This window comes from Ruegeria sp. CE6 (genome assembly GCF_056537485.1).
On sequence record NZ_JBQFRR010000002.1, the window covers coordinates 976384 to 987970 of the forward strand.

The 11587-nt window shown below is 58.8% G+C and carries 14 protein-coding genes; 6 read left to right on the forward strand and 8 right to left on the reverse strand.

The features are described 5' to 3' along the window. Nucleotides 1–94 precede the first annotated feature (94 nt). The 3 genes from ACR0DK_RS13305 (at nt 95) to ACR0DK_RS13315 (ending at nt 2344) form a co-directional block, all read left to right on the forward strand. Nucleotides 95–739, forward strand: a complete 645-nt coding sequence (locus tag ACR0DK_RS13305) for a pyrimidine 5'-nucleotidase (RefSeq protein WP_170635565.1) — start codon at nt 95–97, stop codon at nt 737–739. A gap of 87 nt (nt 740–826) precedes the next feature. Next, nucleotides 827–1075 carry a hypothetical protein gene (locus tag ACR0DK_RS13310; RefSeq protein ID WP_170405023.1) on the forward strand — a complete coding sequence of 83 codons (249 nt, stop codon included), beginning with the start codon at nt 827–829 and terminating at the stop codon, nt 1073–1075. 72 nt (nt 1076–1147) lie between these two features. Next, a complete protein-coding gene (locus tag ACR0DK_RS13315; protein WP_480736525.1) occupies nt 1148–2344 on the forward strand; it encodes a UbiH/UbiF family hydroxylase in 1197 nt (398 codons plus the stop codon). 31 nt (nt 2345–2375) lie between these two features. On the opposite strand, the gene ACR0DK_RS13320 is transcribed toward ACR0DK_RS13315, so the two are convergent. Next, nucleotides 2376–3503 carry an aminotransferase class V-fold PLP-dependent enzyme gene (locus ACR0DK_RS13320; protein WP_480736526.1) on the reverse strand — a complete coding sequence of 376 codons (1128 nt, stop codon included), beginning with the start codon at nt 3501–3503 and terminating at the stop codon, nt 2376–2378. Between the two features lie 232 nt (nt 3504–3735). On the opposite strand from ACR0DK_RS13320, the gene ACR0DK_RS13325 reads away from it, so the two are divergent. Next, complete coding sequence (locus ACR0DK_RS13325; RefSeq protein ID WP_170393483.1) at nt 3736–4437, forward strand: GntR family transcriptional regulator; 702 nt, start codon at nt 3736–3738, stop codon at nt 4435–4437. Here ACR0DK_RS13325 and ACR0DK_RS13330 read toward each other — a convergent pair. Beyond that, on the reverse strand, nt 4434–4892 hold the full coding sequence (locus ACR0DK_RS13330) for an Lrp/AsnC family transcriptional regulator (RefSeq protein WP_170393485.1): 459 nt from the start codon (nt 4890–4892) through the stop codon (nt 4434–4436). The genes ACR0DK_RS13325 and ACR0DK_RS13330 overlap by 4 nt on opposite strands. After that, on the reverse strand, nt 4889–5344 hold the full coding sequence (locus ACR0DK_RS13335) for an Lrp/AsnC family transcriptional regulator (RefSeq protein ID WP_170393487.1): 456 nt from the start codon (nt 5342–5344) through the stop codon (nt 4889–4891). The genes ACR0DK_RS13330 and ACR0DK_RS13335 overlap by 4 nt, the downstream gene beginning before the upstream one ends. A gap of 131 nt (nt 5345–5475) precedes the next feature. Between ACR0DK_RS13335 and ilvC the strand changes: the two genes are divergently transcribed. After that, entirely contained in the window at nt 5476–6498 is a 1023-nt protein-coding gene (ilvC, locus tag ACR0DK_RS13340; protein ID WP_170393489.1) for a ketol-acid reductoisomerase, read from the forward strand. 45 nt (nt 6499–6543) lie between these two features. On the opposite strand, the gene ACR0DK_RS13345 is transcribed toward ilvC, so the two are convergent. Both ACR0DK_RS13345 and ACR0DK_RS13350 read right to left on the reverse strand, forming a co-directional pair. Then, nucleotides 6544–6999, reverse strand: a complete 456-nt coding sequence (locus tag ACR0DK_RS13345; RefSeq protein WP_480736530.1) for an SRPBCC family protein — start codon at nt 6997–6999, stop codon at nt 6544–6546. Further along, entirely contained in the window at nt 6996–7304 is a 309-nt protein-coding gene (locus ACR0DK_RS13350) for an ArsR/SmtB family transcription factor (protein ID WP_480736532.1), read from the reverse strand. The genes ACR0DK_RS13345 and ACR0DK_RS13350 overlap by 4 nt, the downstream gene beginning before the upstream one ends. 78 nt (nt 7305–7382) lie before the next feature. Between ACR0DK_RS13350 and ACR0DK_RS13355 the strand changes: the two genes are divergently transcribed. Beyond that, nucleotides 7383–8285, forward strand: a complete 903-nt coding sequence (locus tag ACR0DK_RS13355; protein ID WP_223118217.1) for a DMT family transporter — start codon at nt 7383–7385, stop codon at nt 8283–8285. Here the strand turns inward: ACR0DK_RS13355 and glmM are convergent. Genes glmM through ACR0DK_RS13370 form a run of 3 tightly spaced genes read right to left on the reverse strand, consistent with a single transcriptional unit; the run spans nt 8282 to nt 11574 of the window. Then, nucleotides 8282–9625 (reverse strand): phosphoglucosamine mutase, encoded by a 1344-nt coding sequence (glmM, locus tag ACR0DK_RS13360; RefSeq protein WP_170393497.1) that lies wholly within the window; start codon nt 9623–9625, stop codon nt 8282–8284. The genes ACR0DK_RS13355 and glmM overlap by 4 nt on opposite strands. 33 nt (nt 9626–9658) lie before the next feature. Next, the gene (folP, locus tag ACR0DK_RS13365; protein ID WP_170405004.1) at nt 9659–10657 is read right to left on the reverse strand and encodes a dihydropteroate synthase; all 999 of its coding nucleotides are present in this window, start codon (nt 10655–10657) and stop codon (nt 9659–9661) included. After that, nucleotides 10654–11574 carry a dihydroneopterin aldolase gene (locus ACR0DK_RS13370; protein ID WP_170393501.1) on the reverse strand — a complete coding sequence of 307 codons (921 nt, stop codon included), beginning with the start codon at nt 11572–11574 and terminating at the stop codon, nt 10654–10656. The genes folP and ACR0DK_RS13370 overlap by 4 nt, the downstream gene beginning before the upstream one ends. Between the last annotated feature and the right edge of the window lie 13 nt (nt 11575–11587).

Consider the following 11587-nt stretch of genomic DNA (forward strand, 5'->3'; position numbering starts at 1 on the left):
AATTGTCTCCTCGTTCGGACCTGTCTAGCCGCCACACGCCCCCCCGATCAAGTGCGGCATTGAAAACCGCAGCCCATCGCCCTAAACCCAAAGCATGGTCAAACCTGCCTTTTCCCATGTCACCCAATGGGTGTTCGATCTAGACAACACGCTTTACCCGCCGCATATGCGCCTGTTCGATCAGATCGAAGTGCTGATGACGGATTACGTCGTGCAAGCTATCGGCGTCGACCGCCCCGAGGCCGACCGGTTGCGTTCACATTACTGGCGCGAATACGGCACGACACTCGCGGGCCTGATGGCAGAGCACGATCTGGACCCCGATCCCTATCTGTACGCCGTGCATCAGGTGGACATGAGCCATATGGAACCCGATGTTGCGCTGGCGGAACATATCCGCGCTTTGCCCGGGCGACGCATTGTCTATACCAATGGATCTGCACCTTATGCCGAGCGCGTTCTGGCGGCACGCGGTCTGAATGGGCTGTTCGACGCGATTTATGGCGTAGAACACGCAGGCTATCGCCCCAAGCCGCAAAAAGCCGCGTTCGAGGCGATCTTTGCGCAGGATGGAATCGATACCGCGAAAGCCGCCATGTTCGAAGATGATCCACGCAATCTGGCCGCCCCGCACGAGATGGGAATGCGTACCGTGCACGTCGCGCCTGACCCGCACGAGGCTGACCATATTCACCATCACACCGATGATCTGACCGGGTTTCTGGGTCGCCTGCGATAGGCTGTCACACTGCGACGATCTGTTCGTTTCGCAGTTGCAGAATTGACCCCATATGCAGCTCAGCGACGAACAGAATCGGAGACCCCAATGACCGCGCTTGAGATGCCACAGCGCCTGCCTCTTTGGCAGCGCCTTTTGTTCGCAATTCCCGTGTTTGGCTGGATGGCCCGGGACGCGGCCAATGCCGAAGCTGAAGACCTTTATTATACAGCCGCGGCGCTGGTCAGCATGTGGGGCTGTTCCATCCTTCTGTTCGGCCTGCCGGGTCTTTATATTCCTGCCCTGATGCTGGTACCGACGATGTTCCTTGTCCTGATTTTGATCTCTCGGGGATAAAGCACGAGACAGGATGTCACTTGGCGCCCACCGCGCAACAGCACTAGTGTCTGCGGCAACGGAGACATACTCATGACTGACAGCTGTGACATCCTGATTTCCGGCGGCGGAATCGCCGGATTGACCGCCGCCGCCGCCTTTGGCGCTGCCGGGTTCGACGTAGTCTGCGTCGATCCCACCCCTCCGATCACCGAGCGGGATGTGGACGGATCGGATCTGCGTACCACCGCTTTTTTGCAGCCTGCCCACGGTCTGTTGGAACAATGCGGGCTTTGGGCCAAACTGGATGCCCACGCAGCGCCCCTGCAGATCATGCGCATCGTGGATGCGGGCGGAGATGTGCCTGAACCGCGCGTCGTGCGTGATTTCAACGCCGCCGATATCTCGGACCAGCCATTCGGATGGAACCTGTCCAACTGGCTGCTGCGCCGCGAGATGGTGGCGCGACTGGCCGAACTGCCGAATGTCGATTTCCGCCCGGGCACCGGCACGGTCAGCCTGTTCACCCGCACCAATGAAGCGCGGGTCGGCCTGAGCGACGGAACCCGCATCCGCTGCAAACTGGTAATCGCCGCTGACGGGCGCAGTTCACCAATGCGCGAAGCTGCCGGGATCAATGTTCATACCACGCGCTACGGCCAAAAGGCCCTCGCCTTCGCCGTCACACATCCTATCCCGCACGACAATGTCTCGACCGAGATTCACCGCTCGGGCGGGCCGTTCACATTGGTCCCCCTGCCCGACTGGCAAGGCCAACCGTCTTCGGCGATTGTCTGGATGGAGCGTGGGCCACGTGCCGTTGAACTGCTAAACCTTGAATCCGACGCGTTCGAAGCCGCCATGACCGAACGCTCTTGCGGGCTGTTTGGACCGCTGAAATTGGCCTCACGCCGGACGATCTGGCCGATCATCAGCCAGTCGGCGGAACGGTTGTCGGGCGAACGCATCGCGCTGATGGCCGAGGCCGCGCATGTGGTGCCACCTATTGGTGCGCAGGGGCTGAACATGTCGTTGGGCGATCTGCGCTGCTTGCTGGAATTGACGCAAGCCCGGCCCGAGGGCTTAGGCGATGCGCAGATGCTGGATTCCTATCACAAGGCCCGCCATACCGAGATCGAACTGCGCGTCAAGGGCATCGACCTGCTGAACCGCGCCTCGATGATCGAAGCGCGTCCGCTGCGCGACGCACGAGCGATGGGGCTGAATGCGCTCTATTCCCTACCACCCGTGCGCAAGACGCTAATGCAAATGGGCCTCGGCGTCCGCTGAACCGTAGGGCGGGCTTCTGCCCGCCACGCTATTACAGCACCTGATCCAGAACCCGTTTCAGGCGCGCAATCGTGTCGTCAACATCATACAGCTTGTCCAAGCCAAACAGGCCGAGACGGAAGGTGCTGAACCCTTCGGGTTCGTCACATTGCAGCGGCACGCCTGCTGCGATCTGCATGCCCAGGGCCGCGAACTTCTTGCCGTTCTGCACTTCGGGGTCTGCTGTATAGCTGACCACCACACCGGGCGCGCCGAACCCTTCGGCAGCAACCGACATGACGCCCTTGTCCCTAAGATAGGCCCGGACGCCATCACCCAGCGCCCATTGCGCCGCGCGCAGCTTTTCGAAGCCGTACGCGCGCGTCTCGGCCATTGTGTCGCGGAAGGAAAGCAGAGAATCCGTGGGCATGGTGGCGTGATAGGCATGCCCGCCATTCTCGTAGGCCTGCATGATCTGGCGCCATTTCTTCAAATCTATCGCAAAGCTATCGGATGAGGTTTCTGCCAGCCGCGCCTCGGCGCGTTCGGATAGCATGACAAGACCGGCGCATGGCGTTGCGCTCCACCCCTTCTGCGGAGCCGAGATCAGCACATCCACTCCGGTGGCCTTCATATCGACCCAGGCACAGCCCGAGGCGATGCAGTCCAGCACCATCAACGCCCCTACCTCATGCGCAGCAGCGGCCATCGCTGTCACATAATCATCAGGCAGAATCACTCCGGCCGAGGTCTCAACATGCGGCGCGAAGACAATACCCGGTCGTTTCTCATGGATTGTCGCCACAACTTCATCAATCGGGGCCGGAGCAAAAGGTGACGGGCTGGAATTGCCGGTTTCGCGCGCTTTGAGAACGGTGGCCGACGATGTCAGATCACCTGACTCGATGATCTGGCTCCACCGATATGAAAACCACCCATTGCGTACGACAAGCACATCAGCACCCCGCGCAAACTGTCGCGCGACAGCTTCCATCCCATAGGTACCTCCGCCAGGAATGACCGCAACGCCTTCAGCATTGTAGACTTCACGCAGCATTGCCGAAATATCGCGCATGACTTGCTGAAAACTTGCAGACATATGGTTCAGAGAACGGTCGGTAAAAACCACCGAGAACTCCTCCAGCCCGCCCGGGTCAACAGTATTCAGTAGTGCCGGCATGACGCATCCTTTCTATTGGGTCCTTTTTGTTCTGCCTTGTCTTGCGCGCTCGGTAAAGCGTCAAACGCGGCCTGAAGTTGACCCAAAGTAACCCACAGCCAAAAATTTCATTTTGAGTTTTTACATGCCACAATTAGCAGAAATGACGCCAACCAGAGTCAGGTCCCCTTTACACCCTAGCGTGTTTCTGAACAGATACACACACTTTGAACAAGAACGGATAATTTTACTCGTGACTGCGCAAAAGCGGATTAGTTTTCAAGTCGTTCGAGACGAGGTAAAGCGGCGGATTGAATCCCGCATATGGCCTCAGGGCTCGCTTTTACCCACCGAGACCCAATTAGCGGAAGAGTTCAATTGTGCCCGCGCCACAGTGAACCGGGCGCTGAGGGAGCTCGCCGAACAGGGCTTTGTCGAGCGCAAGCGCAAAAGCGGAACGCGGGTCAAGAAAGAACCACGCAAACAAGCCAAGCTTGAAATTTCACTTGCGAGACAAGCGGTTGAGAACCAAAACTCAGCCTATCGCTATGCTCTGGTGGAACGGAACGTGGTCTACAGCCCCGGCTGGCTGACCTCGCAACTGAATGTCGAACCGGACGCGCGCGTTCTGCACGTGATCTGCATGCACTATGCAGACAACCGCCCCTTCCAGCTTGAAGAACGCTGGATCAATATCGAAGCCGTGCCCGAGGTCGAGCAAGCCGACCTCAACAAAAGTGGCCCACACGAATGGTTGTTGAATGCTGCCCCGTTCACCGAAGCTGAAATCGCCTTTTGCGCGATCTCGGCGGACAATCGTCTAGCTGATTTCATGGGCACGACCACTGGCACTTCGATGATTCAGCTGGAACGGACCACGTGGAAGGACGGGCAACCGATGACTTTCGCCCGCATGACCCATCATCCGGGGTTCCGCATCCGCACTAAATACTAACCGATCGGCCCGGGCAGGCGTTCTTCGCTCAGCAGTACATTGGCTTCGACCTCTCCGGCCCCTGGTAAGGTCATCACCCTTCGGCGCAGAACCCGTTCGAAGTCTGCCAGATCCCGCGCCACGACGCGCAAGCGATAATCATAAAGACCCAGCACATGCTCAACCGTCTGCACCTCGGGAATGGCGCTGACGGCACGTTCAAAATCTTCAAGGCTGACCTGCCCTTTTCGCGCAAGTTTCACGCCGAGAAAGACGGTCACTCCAAAACCCAGGGCCTCGGCATTCAGACGCAGCCGCCGCCCCTTGATCACGCCTGCTTCTTCCAGTCGACGAATACGCCGCCAGGTCGCGGGCTGCGATAAGCCAAAGCGGCGCCCCAGAGCTCCCGCGCTTTGGGTCGCGTCCTGCACCAGCGCGCGCAGAATTCTGCGGTCGATCTCATCCAGTTCGATCATACCGGCAACACCTCATCCCGTTTGACTCGGGCGATATGCATAAGGGCTTCGATATCGGCGATATGCGGTAGGGTCAGAATGCGATCGCGATAGACCTGTTGATAATGCGCCATATCTCGCGCCAACACCGATAGGCGCACATCCACCCGGCCAAGGAAGGTCTGGATCTCGATCACCTCGGCCACGTTCCGCGCCGCCGCCGTGAATTCGTCGAACGCCCGTGCCTGCGTCTTGTCCAGCGTTATCCGCAAAGAGACCTCGACCGCATAGCCCAAGGCGGCCCAGTCGATAACGGCTTCCTGCCCCTCGATCACTCCTGCCGCTTGCATCTTTTCGATCCGGCGCCAGCAGACGCCCGAAGTGATGCGGCATCGCTCAGCCAATTCTGCCGTTGTCAGGCTTGGCTCGGCCTGGAAGTGGCGTAGTATACGTCGATCAACATCATCAAGCATGATTTTTTCACATTTTGTTCACTAGAAGAATTATTCTTCATCTATTTGTCAAATACCCAATCCAAACCCTATCGCCAATAGCAATCACGCAAGATAGAAGCACATCAACCGAAACTGAAAGGACCGGCGAAATGCGCGTCTATTACGATCGCGATTGCGACATCAACCTGATCAAAGACAAAAAAGTGGCGATTCTGGGCTATGGCTCGCAAGGCCACGCCCACGCGCTGAACCTGCGCGACTCGGGCGCCAAGAACCTGGTCATCGCCCTGCGCGAAGGCTCCCCCTCGGCCAAGAAAGCCGAAGCAGAAGGCCTGCAGGTGATGGGCATCGCCGAAGCCGCAGCCTGGTGCGACGTTATTATGTTCACCATGCCTGACGAACTGCAAGCTGAGACGTACAAGAAATACGTGCACGACAACATCAAGCCAGGTGCGGCCATCGCGTTCGCCCACGGCCTGAACGTCCATTTTGGCCTGATCGAGCCGAAAGAAGGCGTCGACGTGATCATGATGGCCCCCAAAGGCCCCGGCCACACCGTGCGCGGCGAATACACCAAAGGCGGCGGCGTTCCTTGCCTCGTCGCGGTCGACAACGACGCGACCGGCAAAGCGCTGGAAATCGGCCTGTCCTACTGCTCGGCCATCGGTGGCGGCCGTTCGGGCATCATCGAAACCAACTTCCGCGAGGAATGCGAAACCGACCTGTTCGGTGAGCAGGCTGTTCTGTGCGGCGGTCTGGTTGAACTGATCCGCTGCGGCTTTGAAACGCTGGTTGAGGCCGGCTACGCGCCCGAGATGGCATATTTCGAGTGTCTGCACGAAGTGAAGCTGATCGTTGACCTGATCTATGAAGGCGGCATCGCCAACATGGATTATTCGATCTCGAACACGGCTGAATATGGCCAGTACGTCACCGGCCCGCGTATTTTAAAATACGACGAGACCAAAGCGCGTATGAAAGAGGTTCTGAACGACATCCAGCAGGGTAAATTCGTCCGTGACTTCATGCTGGAGAACGCTGTAGGCCAACCGACCATCAAAGCGTCGCGCCGTGCGAACGATGAGCACATGATCGAGGAAACCGGTGCAAAACTGCGCGCCATGATGCCCTGGATCTCGGCTGGCAAAATGGTCGACAAAGAAAAGAACTAAGTCTGACAATTGTCAGCGAAAGGGCGGCCCCGGTGGCCGCCCTTTTCATTTGGTGACAGCATTTGCGTAGCATTCGCCCAGAACATAATCCCAGCCACTGTCGTAACCGGTGCGTTTGTCCGACACCTCAGATGTCCAGACTTCCCAGCCCGAATGGGTCAGAGTGACCATGGTCTGCCCGGCTCCGTGGGCTGCGAACCGGACCTCAACCCGCGTGGGGCGGTCGGTGTTGGTGCCGGGGTGCCAACTGAAGGCCAGGCGAGCCCCCTGTTCGAAGATCAACACCTTGCCCCAATCAGCGCGGGTGCCATCGAACATGGTTTCATAAACCGCACCGCCGACATGAGGTTCGATCACAACTGCCAGCGCAGGCTTGCCTTGCGCCGCTGAGACAGCGTGCCCATCCAATGGCCACCAATTGGCGATGCGATTTACAAAAATGTCAAAGGCGCGCTCGGGCGTTGCGTTCACAACAATGGTCTTGATGATTGGTTCGATCATGCATCTCGTCCTTCGTTTACCTCGGCGGCGAAACTCTCCAACACGTCCGACCAGTATTGTTCGAGCCAGGCGCGCAGTTCTGCCAGCCCCTCGGGTCGGGCGGCATAGATGCGGCGCGTTCCCTCAGCCCTGCAAACGACAAGTCCGGCATCGGACAAGACCTTTAAATGTTGCGAGACCGCCGGGCGGCTTACGGGCAAATCCGCAGCCAGATCACCAACCGCCCTGGGGCGCTTGGCCACCGCCTCAAAAACCTGACGACGGGTCGAATCCCCTAAAGCCGAAAGCACTTCTTTGTAAGCCATAGCTTACGGTAAGTAATGACTTACCTAATGTCAATATCAGCGCGTGACACCGTCAGATTCGCGGGATAAGTGGATGGAATGGTTCAACAACCGACAAAACAGGATTGGAGCGGTGTTTTCACGCTGGGCCTCATCTGGGGCGGGACGTTTATGGTGGTTGCCATGGCGTTGGAAGGCTATGGACCGGTCACCGTGGCGACGTCGCGCACCACATTGGGTGCCGTTATGCTGCTGGTGCTGATGCGCCTTACCGGACGGCGTATTCCGAGTTTGACACCAGCCCTTTTGAGTTCGATTTTCTTCATCGGCATTCTGTCGACGGCGGTTCCCTTCATGCTGTTAAGCTGGGGGCAACAATTTGTCCCTTCGGCCTTTGCGGGTCTGTCCATGGCGGCGATTCCGCTGATGGTTCTGCCGCTGGCACATTTCTTTTCGGATGAGCCTATGAACCTACGGCGTCTGGTCGGCGTTTGCCTTGGCTTCTCTGGCGCGCTTGTGTTGATCGGGCCCGGTCTGGCGCAATTGGGTCAGGGTACGCAGCCACTGGCGCAAATGGCCTGCGTCACGGCAGCCTTGTGCTACGCCAGTTCGTCGATCCTGACCCGCCGCTGCCCGCCGATTGAACCGATGGCTCTGGCAGCCCTGACGCTGCTGGTTGGCGCAGTACTATTGATACCTATCATGCTGCTAACCGAGGGGCTTCCCACGTGGCAGGGAACGCGCCCCAGTCTGGCCCTGATCGTTCTGGGCCTTGTCCCCACGGCCTTCGCCACCCTGCTGCGAGTATCCATCACCCGCAGCGCCGGGTCGGTCTTTCTGACGCTGGTGAACTATCAGGTGCCCGTTTGGTCGATGGTGTTCGGGGCCTGGATTCTATCCGAAGCCCTGCCGCTGCGGTTCTATATCGCGCTTGCCATGATCCTAACCGGGCTGGCAATCAGCCAGTGGTTCACTCTGCAGAAAATGCTGCTGGGGCGTTAACCTGTCGCCGCCTCAACCTCGGATACGATCCCATCGACCACTTGGGTCAGCAGTGCGGCATCCTCGCATTCCGCCATCACCCGGATCAGAGGTTCCGTGCCCGATTTGCGGATCAGCAAACGCCCCTGCCCATTCAGACGCGCCTCGGCCTCGGAAATCGCGCTTTTGACGCTGGCCGCTTCCAGCGGGGCCTGCCCCGCGCTAAAGCGCACATTCTTCAGCAATTGCGGCACCGTCTCAAACTGGCGCGATAGGTCCGAGGCTTTCTTGCCGGATTGCACCATCTCTGCCAGAAAATGCAGCCCCGCCATCAGACCGTCGCCGGTTGTGGCATAATCGCTCATCACGATGTGACCTGACTGTTCGCCACCAAGATTGAAACCACCCTCGCGCATCCGTTCAACCACATAGCGGTCGCCAACGGCAGTCCTCTCCAGACGCAGCCCCTGCCCGGCCAGGTGCCGCTCCAACCCGAGGTTCGACATCACAGTGGCCACCAAGGCGCCGCCTTTCAACTGATCCGCGCGGGACCACGCGGTCGCCAACAGAGCCATCAACTGATCCCCATCGGCGACAGCGCCAGTTTCGTCGATCACAACGACGCGGTCGGCATCCCCATCCAGACAGATACCTACATCGGCGCCATGTGAAACCACGGTTTCGGCCGCAACACGAGGCTGGGTTGAGCCACATCCGAGGTTGATGTTCTTGCCGTTCGGCGCGATGCCGACCGGGATCACATCTGCTCCCAACTCCCAAAGAACTTCCGGCGCAGTACGATGCGCGGCACCGTTGGCGCAGTCGATCACGACCTTCAGCCCATCCAAGCGCAGATTGCGCGGCAGCGATGATTTCACACGCTCGCCATAACGGAACCGCGCATCGTCAACCCGACGCGCACGACCAATATTCTGCGCCTGTGCGGGACTTACGCCTTCTTCGATCAGCCGCTCGATCTCAATCTCGGCCTGATCGGAAAGCTTGAACCCGTCCGGCCCAAAGAACTTAATTCCGTTGTCGATCGCGGGATTGTGGCTAGCCGAAATCATCACGCCCAGATCAGCGCGCATCGAGCGCGTCATCAACCCTACCGCAGGCGTCGGCACCGGCCCCAGCAGAAGCACGTTCATACCGGTCGAGGTCAAACCTGCCGTCAGCGCATTTTCCAGCATATAGCCCGACAGCCGCGTATCCTTGCCAATGACAACGCGATGTACGCCTGAGGCATCGCGGCGGAAATAACGCCCCACAGCCGCGCCAATCCGCAAAGCCATTTCCGCCGTCATAGGGTGCGTGTTGGCGGTGCCCCGCACCCCGTCGGTTCCAAACAGCTTGCGCATAAGTCGGTCTCCTGAAAATTCCTTTTGCCCGGATTACCGGACGGCGGCCCATAGACGCAAGGCCTGAGCCGTCTCGGCCACGTCATGTACCCGTACAATCTGCACGCCCTGTGATATTCCCGCCAGAGCAACCGCGATTGACCCCGGCGCGCGGGCATCCTTGCGCGGCTCTTTGCCGATCTGACCAATAAATCCCTTGCGCGAAACGCCCAGAAGGATTGGACAGCCCAGCCCGTGAAACAGGCTGAGATTGCGCAGAAGGGTCAGGTTGTGGTCCAGATTCTTGCCAAACCCGATGCCCGGATCGATGACAATCAAATCGCGGCTAAGCCCCAGTCCTTCAAGATGCGCGATTTGCCCCTCAAGGAAATCGTAAACATCCAGCAGAACATTGTCATAGTGCGGGTCATCCTGCATCGTGGTCGGATCACCCTGCATATGCATCACACAAACCGGAGCCTCAATCTGCGCGCAAAATGGTGCAAGTTTAGGATCGAAGGTAAATCCCGACACATCGTTGATCAGTCCCGCACCTGCCAGATGAGCCGCCTTGGCAACACCGGCCTTGCGAGTATCGATCGAGATCAACACATCCGTCTCGCCCCGAATTGCCTCAATCAAAGGGCGTGTGCGGGCAATCTCTTCGTCTTCAGGTACAAAATCAGCGCCCGGGCGCGTGGATTCGCCGCCAATGTCCAGAATACTTGCACCATACGCTACCATGTCGGCGGCAGCGGTCCGAGCGGCCTCGACCGAGTTATACAGCCCCCCATCCGAGAAGCTATCCGGCGTGGCATTCAGAATGCCCATGATCTGCGTTCGTGCCATATCAAGCCCGGCAATCGCTGGACGCGCGCAGGTCAGACGATCCAGCTGTTCCTTTGGGATTTCAACGGCATCGACGATCTGGGTGCTTTGCCCGCGCTCAATCCGCTCGGCCTGTGAGAACCACAGCACCTGCCCTGCCAGTGGCACCGCCCCGTCGACGCGCGTGCTCCCATGCTGGACCAATGGGCGGTAATAGACGGTCACAGTTGCGCCTGCTCCACCGGAACTGCGCGCAATGGCGTTTTGGGGGCTTCGGGCAGGTCTCCGCCAATAACCAGCATCTCGCTGGCTTCAAAGGTTGCCGCGAACCAAGCAGCCAGCGCCACCGCGTCAGACGGCGCGGCTGAGGGGCCATCGACCGCATCCAGAACAATTTTGGAGGGTGCCCAAACACAAATCTGGCCGTTTTTCATCGCCCAATCCAGCTCGGTCCGGGTTGAAACGACCACGCAACGGTGATCGCGCGCAGCCAGAACCCAGGCGTTCTGTTCAATTGCCAACAGATCTATCCGGCGTTGGGTCATTGCGTGACCCGTCTGCGGCACATCCAGATCAGACGCCCCAACACACAGGATCAGCGGGCGCTGGCGATTCTCAAGCTGGTCGATCCAGCCGGTTAGATTACCTGATGAAATCGCTGCATTCGACAGAAAGACCAACCGTGGATGTGGCCGCTCTTCTTCGGTCACATCATGATGTACCGCATCCTTGCCGCGCACGATCTCGACGCCAAGCGCGCCAGGTCCACGATCCAGTTTTTCAATGCGAACAAAGGCTCTTACAGCCTGAGGCTCAAGCAGAATACGTTCCGCCACGCGATCTGCCAGTGTCTCGAGCAAATTTAGTCGCTCAGCAGCCAGCTCGAACGCAATCGCTTCGGTTACACGGTCGTAAGACAGAATACGATCCACGTCATCATCGATGGGGTCTGTCAGCGGACGCACCTCGACCACGATGTTAAAGCAGATCCGTTGCGTGGTACCGCGTTCGGCCTGAAACGCCCCGATCTCGACCTCAACGATGTGATCGCGCAGCGAAATGCGGTCCAGCGCACCGCGCGCGGCGGTAGCCTCGGACCGTTCGGACGGGTGCGCAAAGGCAAGACGGATTTCAGAGCTCATGCGGCGGACCTTT